This is a genomic window from Streptomyces sp. NPDC001816 (assembly GCF_042892235.1).
Taxonomy (GTDB): domain Bacteria; phylum Actinomycetota; class Actinomycetes; order Streptomycetales; family Streptomycetaceae; genus Streptomyces.
Map to the genome: position 1 here is coordinate 117,720 of NZ_JBIATY010000005.1, position 15,873 is coordinate 133,592.

Below are 15,873 nucleotides of genomic sequence, written 5' to 3' on the forward strand. Positions count from 1 at the left end.
TCGCGTTGTGCTCGGTCTTGTTCCTCACTGCTGCTCCCAGGAGCGGAAGGCCCGCAGGTGTTCGGGGGTGGTCACGACGTCCAGCCGTTCGTCGTCCGGGTCGCCGCCGCCGAGCGCGGCGAGCAGCCGGCGGGCGGGGGCGTTGCGCGGGGTGCGCTCGGCGGTGAGCCGGACCTTGGCGCAGCCCAGCTGTTCGGCCCGGTCGGCGAGCAGGCCGAGCAGCCGCTCCTCGACACCCCGGCCGAGGGCGCGGCAGCTCATCAGCCAGGCGAGCACGTCGAGTTGGTCCCCGTCGGCGTGGACCGCGAGCAGTGCGATCTGGCCGTAGTCGCCGAACCGGTCCCGGGCCGCCGCCGTCCACACCTCGCCCCGTTCCCGCCACCGGGCGAGGTCGCCGCCGTCGGCGGACCGGGCGCGCAGGGTGAACTGGTTGGTGCGGCGCACGAGTTGCTCGCCCCGCTCGACGTCCGCGTCCGTCAGCTCGCGGATGTCGACCTCGAGGTTCAGCTGGGCGAGGAACTCCTCGAACCCGGCGCCCTCACGGACGGCGTCCCGCTCGCGCTCCTGTGCGTAGAACCGGGCCCGCAGGGCGTCCTCGGCGGTCGCCGCGACCGGGACGAGCGGCCACAACCGGTCAAGGAACGTGTCGAGTTCGGTGGCCGGCGGGCAGGTCACGGACAGCACCTGCGGGTGCGCCGCGCGCATCCTCGCGATCTCGGCCGGGTTGTCGTCCAGGAACAGGAAGCTGTCCAGGCCGAGGTTGAGGGTGCGGGCGGCCTCGGCGAGGCGGTCCGGCTTGGGGTTCCAGGCGGCGGAGACCACGCTGAAGTGCTCGGCCTTCAGCAGGCTGTCGGGCCGGTCCAGGACGGCTCGGACCGTGGCCTCGTCGTTGTTGCTGACCAGTGCCAGCAGCGCGCCCGCTTCCCGCCACCGCAGCAGCCTGCGGGCCAGCCGGCCGCGCGGGCCGGTGAGGTCCACCGCCTCGGGCCCGGCCTCGCCCGCCACCCCGCCCCACAGGGTCTCGTCGCCGTCGACGGCGATCACCTTGGGCGCGGGGCGTCGCACGGCCCGTACCACCTCGGCCAGACGCAGCGCCACGGCTGCCTGGAAGGCGGGGGTGAAGGGCAGGTGGGCGAGGCGCTCGGTGCGCTGGTCGAAGCGGTCCTCGACGGTGTGATGCCGGGTCCACTCGTCCGGGCCGAGCACCGCGATGCCGGGCAGTTCGGCCAGGTCGGCGGCGATCCCGCGCTCCCAGTCGAGGAGGCGGTCGTCGGCTCGGGCGGTCGGCAGGACGCCGACGACGAGCGGCCTGCGGGTGCGTTCGGCGAGGGACTTCAGCGCGGCCGGGTAGGCGCCGCGCAGTTCGGCGAGGACCGTGTCGTCCACCGGTCCGAACCGCTCCAGGTCGGCGGCCCGCAGCAGGACGACGCCCACTGTGGTGGCCGGGTCGGCGAGGACGCCCGAGGGGTCCTGGAGGGCGGCGAGCACCTGATGGTACGGCGCCTCGGCGACCGTCGCCCGCTCGTCCTCCAGCGCCGCCTCGCACATCAGGGGCAGGTTGCCGAGGGCGAAGGTGGCGGCGAGGGCGAGACGCGGTCCCTCGACCGGTGTCTGCTGAACGGCCGTCGCGCTCTCGCGTACGACGCCGGTCGCGTCCTCGGCGGTCTGCGCGAGCAACTCCAGGAACTCCTCGCCGAGTTCGGTCGCCGTGTCCGCGTCCAGGATGTCGAGGTTGTGGTCGAGGCGGACGGTGCCCGAGTCCGGGGTCATGGTGATCATCAGGTCGAGGTCGGTGTGGCCGACGCCGGCGGGCAGCACTTCGAGGCTGGTCAACCGGCCCGAGAAGCGGACGTAGTTGAAGTACACCTCGACGAGCGGTGCGTTGGCGCGGTGCAGTCCCTGCCGGGCGAGCGTGGCGAGGACGTCGGAGAACATGGCGCCCTTCGCCAGGATCCGCTGCAGGCGCTGGTCGGTGCGGACCAGCACGTCCGCGATCCGCTCCCCGGCCCTCGCCTCGGCGGGGAAGGGCACAGGGACGCCGAAGAAGCCCACCGCGCCGTACGCGTCGGCGTGGATACGGGTGTCCACGGGCACGGCGAGCGCGAACCGCTCCCGCTCCCGCTTCCTGGCCAGCAGCACGGTGAGCGTGCCGAGGCAGAACGCGGCGGGCGTGACGGCCAGAGCGCTCGCGGCGGCCGAGACCCGCTCCATGAGACCGTCCGGGACGGTCACGGTGACGCTGCCGGACCGGTAGGAGCGGGTCTCGGGGCGCGGCCGGGCCAGGGTCAGGTCGAGCCGTTCGCTGCCCTCGAAGGCCGCGCGCCAGTCCTCGCCGGGGCCTTCGCCGCCGCCTTGCTGGGCCTCGATCAGCAGGTCGATGTCCCGGTTGGTGACGGTGCCGTCCAGCGGGGTGCCGGAGAGTTCGGCGTCGATCTCCGCGGCCACGAGGAGCAGGGACTGCAGATCGCTGACCGCGTGATGGGCGCCGAACACCAGGATCTGGCCCTGCGAGCCGCCGTCGGCGAGTTCGAACCGCCACAGCGGCGGGACGGCCAGGTCGAACGGCGGCTCCAGGAGCAGCCGCAGCCGCTCGGCGGCGTCCACCTCCGTGGCCTCGGCCCACCGCAGCAGCGGCGTGGGCGGCCGGCGGTCCACCCGCAGCTGCCGGCCGCTCTCGTCGCCGGTCACGACGGCGGTGCGCAGGGCGGCGTGGCGGGCGGCGAGCCGGTCCAGGATGCCGCTGAGGGCTTCCTCGGTGGTCGGCGTCCTGAGCCGTACGGCCAGGCCGACGCCGTGGGCCGCGTCGGGCATGTCCGGCTGGGCGCTGCGCAGGAGTCGTACGACATCCCGGGTGGCGGGCCGCAGTTCGGTCTCGGGCACGTCCTGCGCGGGTGAGCTGTCGGCCTCCTCGGCGGAGGCGGCCCGCTCGGCAGGTGCGGCGCGCTCGGGCAGGGCCTCGCCGAGGGTGCGGGCGAGGCCGCGGACGTCGGCGGCGGAGAACACGTCGGCGGCCGGGAGTTCGACGCCCAGCTCGCGGGCGAACGCGTTGCGCAGCCGGACCAGCATCAGCGAGTCCAGGCCCAGCTCCTTCAGGGCCGTGGTGGCGAACACGTCCACGGCACCGCCGGAGACCTCGCCGACGCGGGCCCGTACGTAGGTTTCGAGCCACTCGGTGCGCTCCTGGCCGGGTGTGGCCGCGAACACCTTGTTGACGAGGTCGTCGGTGTCCGCGCCACCGGCCGGGGCGGTCACCAGGTCGGCGAGCAGCGGGCGGCTGCGTGCCGCGTCCGGGTCGAGGGCCAGCAGCTCCCAGTCGAGGGCGATCGGGGCGAGCTGGCGGCGGGCGGTGGTCAGCACCCGCTCGAAGAGTTCGCCGCCGTCCTGCGGGGAGAAGGCGACCAGGCCGGAGCGGCTGGTCTCGGCGGCCCGGGTGCCGGACTCGGCGACCATGCCGACGCCCGCCCAGGCACCCCAGTCCAGGCTCAGCGCCCGTCGGCCGGTCCGGGAGAGGTGGTGCGCCCAGGCGTCGAGGAAGGCGTTCGCCGCCGAGTACGGGCTCTGCCCGGCCGAGCCCAGCAGACCGGCCGCCGAGGCGAACAGGACCAGGTTCCCGGCCTCCGGGACCAGTTCGGTGAGCAGCGCGGTGCCGAGCACCTTGGGCGCGAGGACACGCCGGACGCGCTCCTCGGTGAGGTTCGCCAGGGTGGCGTCGTCCAGGACACCGGCGGCGTGGACCACGGTGGAGACCGGGCCGGCCTCGCGGCGCAGGGCGTCCAGGGCGGCGGTGAGTCCGGCACGGTCGGCCACGTCGGCGCGGGCGAGGTGCACGGTGACGCCCCGCTGTTCGAGGCCCTGTATCCAGGCGGTGGCGGCCGTGCCGGGCGTGCCGCGGCTCAGCAGGGCGAGCCGCCGGGCGCCCCGGCGCACCAGCCGCTCGGCGACGACACGGCCGAGGCCGCCCAGACCACCGGTGATCAGGTGCACGCCGTCGGGCAGCTCGGGGTTGTCGCCGTCGTCGGGGCGGGTACGGGCCAGGCGCGGGACGAGCCGGCCGGTGCCGCGCAGCGCCACAAGGCGCTCGTCGTCGGCGTGCCACAGCTGGGTCCACAGTGCCTCGGCGCCGCCGTCGGCGGGCAGGTCGACCAGTGTGGTGGCGAGTTCCGGGTGCTCCTGGGCCACGGCGAGTCCGAAGCCCCAGGCGAGGGCCTGCTGCGGCTGGTGCACCTCGGTGCTGTCGCCGGCGGCCTGGCTGGCGCGTACGACGACGAACAGGCGCGGTGTCCGGCCCTTGGGCCGCTCGCGCTCGGTGAGGGCCCGCACCAGGTGCAGGGTGGTCAGGCAGCAGAGCCGGGCGGCCTCTTCGGCGCCGCGGTCGTCGGAGACCGGTGGGGCGTCGAGTGCGGACAGCTGGACCACCCGCTCGGGCGGCGCGTCCGCGAAGGCCTCGTCCAGGAGCCGGGCCCACTGGGTCGGGTCGGCGGGGTCGAGGACGTAGCGGCCGGAGCCTTCGACGCCGTACGCGGTGCCGCGGCGGGCGACGACGACGTGCGGCGCCAAGTCGCCGAGCCGGGACGTGAGTTCGTCGGCGACTCCGGTCTCGTCGGCGACGATGAGCCAGCTGCCCTCGGCGGGCGGCTCCTGTGCCGCGGGGCGGGGCTGCCAGCGGGTCTCGAAGAGGGCGCCGTCCAACGGGGACAGCGCGGCGAGCCGGAACTCGTCCGCTGCGAGGACGAGTTGGCCGTCCTCGTCCCACAGGCGCAGGTCGAGGAGGGCGGTGTCGCCGTCCACCGCGCGCAGGTCGCAGCTCACCCAGGCGGGTGCGGCGCGCAGTCCGGTGAACCGTACATGTCCGGCGCCGGCGGGCACGAACGCCCGGCCCTGCGGGGCGGCCGCGGGCAGTGCGGCCGTGTGGAAGGAGGCGTCGAGCGTGGCCGGGTGCAGGAGGTGGCCGGCGGCGGGCCGGGCGGCCAGGCGGGCCACCGCTGTCGTGCCGCCGTCCCGGTGCCCCTCGGCCAGGCCCCGGAAGGCGGGGCCGTAGTCGATGCCGAGGGCGGCGAGACCGGCGTACACGGCGGGCAGGTCGACGCGCTCGGTGCAGCGTTCGCGCAGCGCGGCGAGTTCCGTGCCCGCGTCCGCCGCCGGCTCTGCCGTGAGGGCGGTCGGCTCCGGAGTGAGGGCGATGCGCCCGGTCACGTGCCGCTCCCACCGCGGCCGGCGCGCACCGGCGGGGGCCGAGGCGACGGAGAACTCCCGGGAGCCGTCCTGCGCGGGTCGCAGCACCAGTTGCAGCCGTACGGGCCGGTCGGCGTCCAGTCGCAGCGGCTGGACGAACCGGACGTCGGCCAGCCGCACCTCGCCGCCGTCGGCGAGCGTGGTCGCGGCCTCCAGTGCCAGGTCCAGGAAGGCGGCGCCCGGCAGCCACACCTCGCCCGTGACCTGGTGGTCGGTCAGGTAGGCGAAGCGGCTGTCGTTCAGGTCGATCTCGCTCTGGAAGAGGTCCCGGCCGGGTTCGTCGCTGGCCTGGACGTGGGTGCCGAGCAGCGGTGATCCGCCGGTGGAGGTGGCCTGGACGGGGGCGAGCCAGTGGCGTTCGCGGGCGAAGGCGTAGGTGGGCAGGTCGGCGCGGCGGCCGTGCGGGAAGAGCGCCGTCCAGTCGGGCGTGTGCCCGGCCTCGTACAGCTCCCCCAGCCTGCCGAGCAGTACGTCCTGTCCGTCGCGGCCGCGGCGCAGTGAGCCGATGCCCACCGCGTCGATCCCGGCCTCGGCGGCGACGGCCTCGATCGACGCGGTGAGCGAGGGGTGCGGGCTGAGTTCCACGAAGTAGCGGTAGCCGTCGTCGAGCATCCGGCGGACGGTGTCGGCGAAGCGGACCGGCCGGCGCAGGTTGTCGAACCAGTAGGTGGCGTCCAGGCCGTCCCCGGTGACGGGTTCGGCGAGCACCGACGAGTAGAGCGGGGTCGGTGTGCGGGTGCCCTGTATGCCGGAGAAGCGGTCGAGGAGTTCCGCGCGCAGCGGTTCCATGAGCGGGGTGTGCGAGGCGAACGGCGTCGACAGGACGCGCGTGGAGACACCCCGCTCCTCCAGTTGGCGACGCAGTGCGGTGAGCGCGTCCGTCTCGCCGGACACGGCGGTGGCACCGGGACTGTTGACGGCTCCGACGAACAGCCGGCCGGCGTAGAGCTCCAGCAGCTCCTCGACGTCGGCGAGCGGCAGCTCCAAGGCGAGCATGCCGCCCTGCCCGACGAGCGGGACGACCGCGGCGGCCCGCCCGGTGACGGCGGTGACGGCGTCGTCCAGGGTGAGGGCGCCCGAGCTGTACGCTGCGGCGATCTCGCCCAGGCTGTGGCCGACGACCGCGTCCGGGGTGACGCCGAGTTCCCGCCAGGCGGCGGCCAGTGCGGCGTTGACGGCGAACAGGACCGGCTGGAGGTATTCGGTGCGGTCGAGCGGGGAGAACTCCTCGGGTGCGCGTAGCACGTTGAGCACCGACCAGCCGGCCTGCCGTTCGACGGCGCCGTCGATGCGGGTCAGCTCCGTCCGGAAGGCCTCGGACTGAGACAGCAACTCCAGGCCCATGCCGGTCCATTGACCGCCGTGCCCGGCGAAGACAAAGGCCACCTTCCCGGTCTGGTCCTCGCGGGGTGCGGGCACGGGCTTGCGTCCGCCGCCCAGCGCCTTGAGGGAGGAGAGCAGTTCGTCGCGGTCGCCCGCGACGAGAGCGGCGCGCCAGTCGAAGTGGCTGCGGTGCCGGGCCAGGGTGTGGGCGACGTCCGGGAGGGCGGTGTCGGGGGTGAGGTGGCGGGCGAGCCGGGCCGCCTGCCCGCGCAGACCGGCCTCGCTGCGCCCGGAGAGCAGGAACAGCCGCTTCCCATCCCGGGGTTCCGGTTCCTGCCGCGGCCTGGCGGGAGCTTCCTCCACGATGACGTGGGCGTTGGTGCCGCTGATGCCGAAGGCGCTGACCCCGGCCCTGCGCACCCGCTCCTCCGTCGCCGGCCAGGCGACCGGTTCCTGCAGCAGGTGGAGCCCGCTGCCGTCCCACTCGACGTGCCGGCTCGGCGTGCCGGCGTGCAGGGTGCGGGGCAGGGTCTGGTGGCGCAGCGACTGCACGACCTTGATCAGCCCGGCGACGCCCGAAGCGGCCTGCGCGTGGCCGATGTTGGACTTCAGCGACCCCAGGTACAGCGGGCGGTCCTGGGGGCGGGAGCCGGCGAAGACCTCGGCCAGGGCGTTGGCCTCGATCGGGTCGCCGAGGGTGGTCCCGGTTCCGTGGGCCTCGATGTAGTCGAGGTCGGCGGGTGCCAGCCCGGACAGCTCCAGCGCGCGGCGGAGCACCTGTTCCTGGGCCGGGCCGTTGGGCGCGGACAGACCCTGGCTGCGGCCGTCCTGGTTGACGGCCGTGCCGCGCAGTACGGCGAGCACCTCGTCGCCGTCCCGCTCGGCGTCGCTCAGCCGCTTGAGGACGAGCATGCCCGCGCCCTCGGCCCAGATCGCGCCGTCGGCGTCGTCGGAGAAGGACCGGCAGCGGCCGGACGGGGACAGGCCGCGCAGGCGGCTGAACTCCACATAGGTCTGCGGGGTCACCATGAGCGTCACCCCGCCGGCCAGGGCCAGGTCGCACTCCCCGGCGCGCAGGGCCTGGGCGGCCAGATGCGTCGCGACCAGGGAGGACGAGCAGGCCGTGTCCACGGTCAGGGCCGGGCCGTGCAGGCCGAGCGCGTACGCCAGCCGGCCGGAGGCGACGCTGAGGGCCGAGCCGGTGCCGACGTAGCCGTCGAGCTGGTCGAGGCGGGAGCCCGCCAGGTAGTCGCTGCCGAACATGCCGACGTACACGCCGGTGGTGCTGCCGGCGAGCCGGGCGGGCACGATTCCGGCGCGTTCCAGCGCCTCCCAGGCCGTCTCCAGCAGCAGCCGCTGCTGGGGGTCCATGGCGGCGGCCTCCTTCGGGGTGATCCCGAAGAAGCCCGCGTCGAAGGACTCGATGTCGTCCAGGAAGCCGCCCTCGCGGGCGTAGGACTTGCCGAGGGCGTCCGGGTCGGGGTCGTAGAGCGCCTCCACGTCCCAGCGTCCGGCCGGGAACGGGCCGACCGCGTCCCGGCCTTCGGCGACCAGCCGCCACAGGCCGTCCGGGTCGCTCACCGAGCCGGGCAGCCGGCAGGCCATGGACACGATGGCGATCGGTTCGTCGCCGGCGGGCGCGGCCGTAAGGGTCCGCTGGACCTGGGCCTTGCCCGCGGTGCGCCCCAGCACGGTGGCGAGCAGGTACTCGGCGAGCCGGTCGGCGGTGGGGTGGTCGAAGAGGAGGGTGGCGGGCAGGCGGGTGCCGAGGCGGGCCCCGATGCGGTTGCGCAGTTCGACCGCGGTGACGGAGTCCATGCCGAGGTCGCGCAGCGGCTGGTCGGGGCGTACGGACTCGGCGGAGCGCAGGCCGAGGGCGCGGGAGGCCTCGTCACGGACCAGGGCGAGGACGCGCTCGGCCCGCTCGGGCTCGGGCAGCCGGGCCAGGCGGTCGGCGAGGGCGTCTCCCCCGGTGCCGCGCGGCGCGGGCAGCAGCGAGCGCCACAGGGCGGTGCCGGCCGCGTCCGACTGGCGCAGACGGGGCAGGTCGAGGGCCCAGGCCACCAGGTGCGGGGCGGTGCGCGGCAGGGCCAGCGCGACGAGGTCGCGGCCCTGCTCCGGGGTGAGCGCCCGGTGGCCGAGCCGGGCCATGCGCTCCAGGTCGGCGTGGGCCGCGGCGAGGCCCTCACCGGCCCAGGCGCCGAAGGAGATCGAGCTGCCGGCCAGGCCCAGGGCCCGCCGGTGGTGGGCGAGTTGGTCGAGGAAGGCGTTGGCGGCCGCGTAGTTGCCCTGGCCCGCGTTGCCCACGACGCCGGCGGCCGAGGACACCAGCAGGAACAGGTCCAGCGGGGTGTCGGCGGTGAGCCGGTGCAGGTGGAGGGCGCCGTCGACCTTGGGTCGCAGTACCCGCGCCAGCCGCTCGGGCGTCAGCTCCGCGACGACCCCGTCGTCGAGGATCCCGGCGCAGTGCACGACTCCGCGCAGGGGCAACTCCTCGCCGGCCCGGGCGAGTACGTCGGCGACGGCGGCCGGGTCGGTGACCTCGCAGGCGACGACCTCGGCCGTGGCGCCGAGCGCGGCCAGTTCGGCGACCGTCTCGGCCGCGCGGGGATCCTCGGCTCCCCTGCGCGCCGTCAACAAAAGTCGGGGAACGCCTCGCCCGGCGAAGAGGCGGGCGATGTGCCGGCCGACGGCGCCCAGACCGCCGGTGATCAGGACGGTCCCGTCCGTGGGGAGCTGACCGGCCCGGCCCTGCTCGTGCCGGTCGGGGCGTGCACGCACCAGCCGCGGGACGAACAAAGCCCCTTCGCGAAGGGCGAGTTCGGGTTCCCCGGCCAGGCCTGCCGCCGCCCTGAGCGCGGACGCGGGATCGCTGCCGTCGAGGTCCAGCAACGTCAGCCCGAGGTCCGGGTGCTCGGCACGGGCGCTGCGGGCCAGCCCCCACAGCACCGACTGGGCGTATCCGGCGACCGGGTCGCCGTCGGCGGCGGCGATCGCGCCGTGGGTCACCCACACGGTCCGGGCGGGCGTCCGGTCCTCGGGGAGCGCGATGAGCCGCTGCAGCTCGGCAAGCGCGGCGGCCGCCAACTCGTGGGCTCCGGACATCGGTTCGTCGGGGCGCGGCCAGAATCGTACGGCGACGTCGGCGTCCGTCTCGCGCAGCGCGAGGCCCTGCAGAGCGGCCTCCGCCTTCGCGTCGGCCGGGTCGCCTGCCACGGTCCAGGTGAGGTCCTGCGCGGCGGCGGGCGGCTCCTCGGTGAGGGCCGTCCAGGCCACCTCGTACAGGTGCCGGGCGTTCTCCGAACCTGCGTCGAGGTCGGCCGGGGCGGCGGCGCGCAGGCGTACGGCCTCCAGGCGTCCGGCGGGCAGGCCGTCGGCGTCCCACAGCGTGACGTCGAGGGTGAGGTCCGAGTCGGCGTCGCCGGTGCGCCGCACCCGTGCGGTCAGGTCGCCCGCGCCGCCGTGGGGCAGGACGCAGCGGCCCACGGCGACGGGGAGCAGGGCGCGTCCGTCGGCCGCTCCGAAGGCGGCGGTGACGTGCAGAGCGGCGTCCAGCAGGGCCGGGTGCACCGGGTACGGGTCGGCCGCGTCGCGGGCGCCGGCGGGCAGGGAGAGCCGGGCGAGGAGTTCTCCGTCGCCGGTCGTGACCGCCGACCGTACGCCCTGGAAGGCGGGCCCGTAGCCGAGACCGAGGCCGGCCAGGCGCTCGTACGTCTCCTCCGTCCAGGCCTCTTCGGCGGTCTCGGGCCACTGAGGCGGGCGGCCCGCGGTGAGCGGGGTCGACTCGGCCGCGGACGCGGTGGCGTGCAGGGTCCAGCCGGGGGCGTCCTGGCCGCGCGGGCGGCTGTGCACGGTGATCTCGGGTACGGGACCTGCGGTGACGACCTCGACGGAGACCTCGACCGTGCCGGTGCCGGGCAGGACGAGGGGGCTGAGCAGGAGGAGGTCGGTGACGTCGGCCGCGTCGTCCGGGCGGGCCACGGCGAGCGCGGCACGGCACAGCTCCATCAGGGTGGTGCCGGAGACCACGGTGCGGCCGAACACGGTGTGGTCGGGGAGCCAGTCGGCGGTGGCCGGGGACCACTCGTTGCGGAAGGTCCAGCGGGTCTCGTCGGCGGACTGGAGCTGGATGCCGAGGAACGGATGCGCGGCCTGGTCGAACAGGGCCGGGCCACCGGTGGCGGCCTCCGGTTCGATCCAGTGGCGCTGCGCGTCCCAGGCGTAGGTGGGCAGGTCGGCGGTGTCGCCGTCGGGGACCAGGCGGTGCCAGTCGATCCGCCGTCCGTGGACGTGGAGTTCGGCGGCGGCTCGGTCCAGGCAGGCGGGGCCGTCCTCGTCGCGGCCCAGCGAGCCGACGGCGGTCAGGTCGTGGCCCGTGTCCTCGCCGAGCGTGCGCAGCGCGGTGAGCAGGGCCGGGTGGGGGCTCAGTTCCACGAAGTGGCGGTAGCCGTCGGCGAGCATGCGCTCGACGGTGGGCGCGAAGCGGACGGTCTCGCGGAGGTTGGTGTACCAGTAGCCGGCCTCCAGTTCCTCGGTGACCGGTTCGGCGGTGATCGTGGAGTACCAGGCGATGTCCGCCGGGTACGTGGTCACGCCGTCGAGTTCGTCGAGGATCCGTTCGCGGACCGGTTCGACCCGGTCGCTGTGGGAGGCGTAGTCGACGTCGATACGGCGCACGAACACCTGGCGTGCTTCGAGTCGGGCGAGCAGCGCTTCGACCGCTTCGACGGCGCCCGCGACCACGGTCGCCCGGCCGCTGTTGACGGCGGCGACCGAGACGGGTCCGTCGAGTTCGGCCCGGACCTCGTCGTGGGACAGCGCGATCACGGCCATGGTGCCGGTGCCGGACAGGTCGGTCAGGGCCTGGCTGCGCAGGGCGACGACGGCGGCCGCGTCGTTGAGGCTGAGTGCGCCGGCGACGCAGGCCGCGGCGACCTCGCCCTGGCTGTGTCCGATGACGGCGTCCGGGCGGATGCCCCGGGCGCGCCACACCGCGGCGAGCGACACCATCACGGCGAACAGGGCGGGCTGGACGACGTCCACGCGGTCCAGGGACGGGGCGCCGGCGTCGCCGCGCAGCACGGCGGCCACGGACCACTCGGTGAACGGGCGCAGCGCCGCGTCGCAGTGGTCCAGCTCGTCGGCGAACACCGGGTCCCGGTCCAGCAGGTCGCGGGCCATGCCGGCCCACTGGCTGCCCTGGCCGGGAAAGACGAAGGCCAACTTGCCGGCGGGGGCGGTCCGCTGCGGGCCGGTGGTGTGGTCGGGGTCGGGGTGTCCGTCGGCAAGCGCGCGCAGGGCGTCGACGAGCCGGGTGCGGTCGCAGGCCCGGACGACGGCCCGGTGGTCGAAGTGGGTGCGGTGGTGGACGAGGGTCGCGGCGACCGCGGGGAGCGACAGCTCCGGGCGTGTCTCCAGGGCGTCGAGCAGCCGGGCGGCCTGACCGTGCAGGGCGGGGAGGCTGCGGGCGGAGAGCGGGAAGAGGGTGGGCGCGGGCTGCGGTGCGGGGGGCTCCGTGGTGGCAGGTTCCGGTGCTTCGTGTGCGGGGGTGTCCGCGGTGGCAGGTTCCGGTGCTTCCTCTGCGAGGGCGTCGGCGGTGGCAGGTTCCGGTGCTTCCTCTGCGAGGGCGTCGGCGGTGGCAGGTTCCGGTGCTTCCCCTGCGGGGCCTTCGGCGGCGGGTTCGGGTGCCTCCTCCAGGACCACGTGGGCGTTGGTGCCGCTGATTCCGAAGGCGCTGACCCCGGCCCGGCGTACCCGGTCCGCGGTGCGCGGCCAGTCCTGTCCGGCGCTCTGTACGTGCAGTCCGCTGCCGGTCCAGTCGATCTGGTCGGTGAGGCGCTCGGCGTGCAGGGAGGCCGGTATGTGTTCACGGCCGAGCGCGAGGACGGTCTTGATGACGCCGCCGATGCCCGCGGCCGCCTGGGTGTGGCCGATGTTGGACTTCAGGGAGCCGACGCCGAGGGGGTGGCCGGCCGGGCGGTCGGGGCCGAACACGTTGGCCAGGGCGCGGAGTTCGATGGGGTCGCCGAGCCGGGTGCCGGTGCCGTGGGCCTCGACGTGGTCGAGGTCGCGCGGGGTGAGCCCGGCCGCGTCCAGCGCAGCGCGCACCACCCGTTCCTGTGCCGGGCCGTTGGGGGCGCTGAGGCCCTGGCTGCGGCCGTCCTGGTTGATCGCCGAGCCCTTGACGACGGCCAGGATCCGGTCGCCGTCCCGGCGCGCGTCCGCGAGCCGCTTGAGCACGACGAGACCGCAGCCCTCGCCCCATACGACGCCGTCCGCGTCGGCGGAGAACGGGCTGCACCGCCCGGACGGGGACAGCCCGCGCAGCCTGCTGAACTCGACGTGGCCGCGCGGGGTGACCAGCAGGGTGGCCCCGCCGGCCAGGGCGAGATCGCACTCGCCGCTCGCCAGGGCGCGCGCCGCCAGGTGCAGGGCGACCAGTGAGGACGAGCAGGCGGTGTCGACGGTCACCGCCGGCCCCTGCAGGCCGAGGGTGTAGGCGATGCGTCCGGAGGCCACGCTGGCGGCCGAGCCGGTGCCGACGTGTCCGTCGAGCTGGGTGAGCGGGGCGGCGGCGAGGTAGCCGCTGTCGTACAGGCCGAGATAGACGCCGGTGGAGCTGCCGTTCAGGGACTCCGGGAGGATTCCGGCGCGTTCGATCGCCTCCCAGGTGGTCTGGAGGAGCAGCCGCTGCTGGGGGTCCATGGCGGCGGCCTCGCGCGGGGAGATGCCGAAGAAGGCCGCGTCGAAGCGGTCGATGCCGCCGTCGAGGTAGCCGCCGCGCAGGGTGTAGGCCTTGCCGAGGGCCTCGGGGTCGGGGTCGTACAGGCCGCTCGTGTTCCAACGGCCCGCCGGGACCTCGGAGATGGCGTCCTCGCCCGTGGTCAGCAGCCGCCACAGGGCCTCGGGGTCCTCGGCGCCGCCGGGGAAGCGGCAGGCCATGGAGATGATCGCCACGTCGTCGCCGGGGCCGGTCCGCTCCACGGCTGTACTCGGCAACGGTGTCTCCGCCCGCTCGGGTTCGAAGACGGCCTGCGCGACGGCGGCGATGGTGGGGTGGTTGAAGACGAGGGACGGCTCCAGGAGGCGGCCCGTCAGCGTGCCGAGTTCGGCGGCCAGGGTGACCAACTGGCGTGATCCTAGGCCGAATTCGGCCAGCGGACGGTGCGGATCGACGTTGGCCGGGTCGGTCCCGGCCGCCTCGGCGACGGCCGATGCCAGCCAGGCCCGGACGCCCTCGGAGGTCGTCAGGGACGGCTCGGGGGTGTGCTTCGGGGACTCGTTCGCAGGCATCTGGGCAGCTGTCCTCGTGAACTCGGGTTCATGCTGGATTCCGTACCGGGCGACGGGTGTGCGGTACGGCGGAACGGGCGGCGTACGGCCGCGAGGCCTCCCGCACCGACGGGGGCGCGGGAGGCGGCGGTATCACTCCGCAGCGGGCGCGGTCACCACGGAGAGGGTGCCGTCGAGGTACGCAGTGCGCGTGGCGCGGCGCTGGATCTTCCCGCTGGAGGTCTTGGGGATGGTGCCGGGCTGGACCAGGACGATGTCGCGCAGGGACAGGCCGTGGGCCTCGCCGACCGTGCTGCGGATCAGGTCGGTGATCTTCTCGGACTCGCCGGCGTCGTCCGGGGCGATCTCGGCGACGAGGACGGGCTGTTCCCCGACGGCGGCGGTGTCCACGGAGAACGCGGCGGTGCAGCCGGGGCGCAGGGCCGGGTGGGACAGTTCGGCGGTCAGCTCCAGGTCCTGCGGGTAGTGGTTGCGGCCGTCGATGACGATGAGGTCCTTCAGACGGCCGGTGACGAAGAGTTCGCCGTCCCGCTGGAAGCCGAGGTCGCCGGTGCGCAGGAACCGGCCCTCGTGGCCCGGGAGTTGGGCACGGAAGGTCTCGCGGGTGGCGAGGGCGTTGCGCCAGTAGCCCTTGGCGACGCTCGCTCCGCCCACCCAGATCTCGCCGATCTCGCCCTCGGGCAGCTCCTCCTGCCGCTCGGGATGGACGATCGCCACGCTCATGCCGGGGCCGGGCCGGCCGCAGCCGACGGCGGCCGCGTCGGCCTCGCCGGCGTTCGGGGCGCCGTCGGCGGCGGCGAGCAGCGTCGGCGGGGTGTCCACGGCAGTGCCGGTGACCATCAGGGTGGCCTCGGCCAGGCCGTAGCAGGGGTAGAGGGCCTCGCTGCGGAATCCGGAGGGGCCGAAGGTGTCGGCGAAGCGGCGCAGGGTGGCCGCGCGCACCGGTTCGGCCCCGTTGAAGGCGACCTTCCACGAGCTGAGGTCGAGGCCGTCGAGCAGGTCCGGGCCGGCGTGCTTCAGGCACAGCTCGTAGCCGAAGTTGGGTCCGCCGCTGGTGTGCGGGCGGTAGCGGCTGACGGCGGTGAGCCAGCGGGACGGCTGCTGGAGGAAGTGCAGGGGCGAGAACAGGGTGGCGGTGGCGCCGAGGTACACCGTGTTCAGGACGGGACCGATGAGCCCCATGTCGTGGTAGACCGGCAGCCAGCTGACGAACAGTTCGTGGTCGTGTGCGGCGAGCACGTCGGGCGTGTGGCCCATGCGCTCGGTGATGACCCGCTCGTTGTCCATCAGGTTGCCGTGGGTGACGACGACGCCGCGCGGGGCGGAGGTGGAACCCGAGGTGTACTGGAGGAACGCGACGGAATCCGCGGTGAGTTCGGGTTCGCGCCAGGCGGCGGCCGCGTCGTCGGGTATGTCCTCGGTGGCCAGCCGGGCTATATCGTCGAGTTCGGGCAGGTGCGCGGCCATGCCGTCGAGTGCGGTGATCACGTCCCGGTCGCCCAGGATGACCTTGGCGTCCGCGTCGGCCATCAGGCGCTTCATCCGGGTCAGCGCACGGTGGTTCTGTGAGCGGCCCTGCGGGGGCACGCCCGGGACGGCGACCACACCGGCCGACAGGCAGCCCAGGTAGGCGCAGATGAACTCCAGGCCGGGCGGGTAGAGCAGCATGGCGCGCGAACCGGCCAGTCCGCGCTCCTGCAGCCGGGCGGCGATGGCCCGGGAGCGGGTGGCCAGCCGACCGTAGGTGAGTTCCTGGATCTCTCCGTCGCAGTCACCGGTGACGAGGTGGCGGTAGGCGGTGCGCTCCGGATGGTTCGAGGCGTGCGCGGTCACTAGATCGACCAGGGAACGTGCCATGGGACGAGTCTCACCTGTCTGAATAGGTGGTGTAGAAACAGAAGTTCGGGCGTCGCGCCACACGGACGCACGGGGCCGGATTCAACCCGGCCCCGTTGCCGGATCGATGGACGCGACCCCTCGCACTGGGCGCCATGGGTCAGACAGCGCCGCGTAATCCCCCCGCAG

2 protein-coding genes are annotated in these 15,873 nt (G+C 74.7%); both read right to left on the reverse strand.

The window, feature by feature from the left end; translation table 11 throughout:
- Nucleotides 1–24: 24 nt before the first annotated feature.
- Nucleotides 25–13,848 (reverse strand): SDR family NAD(P)-dependent oxidoreductase, encoded by a 13,824-nt coding sequence (locus ACFYZZ_RS19385; RefSeq protein ID WP_389177093.1) that lies wholly within the window; start codon nucleotides 13,846–13,848, stop codon nucleotides 25–27.
- A 132-nt stretch (nucleotides 13,849–13,980) separates the two neighbouring features.
- Nucleotides 13,981–15,705, reverse strand: coding sequence for a fatty acyl-AMP ligase (locus tag ACFYZZ_RS19390; protein WP_389177096.1), 1,725 nt, complete (start codon nucleotides 15,703–15,705; stop codon nucleotides 13,981–13,983).
- Between the last annotated feature and the right edge of the window lie 168 nt (nucleotides 15,706–15,873).

Bases quoted from the DNA above. Each gene is read 5' to 3' on its own strand.
- ACFYZZ_RS19390 (WP_389177096.1), bottom strand. From the start codon at position 15,705: ATGGCACGTTCCCTGGTCGATCTAGTGACCGCGCACGCCTCGAACCAT.
- ACFYZZ_RS19385 (WP_389177093.1), bottom strand. From the start codon at position 13,848: ATGCCTGCGAACGAGTCCCCGAAGCACACCCCCGAGCCGTCCCTGACG.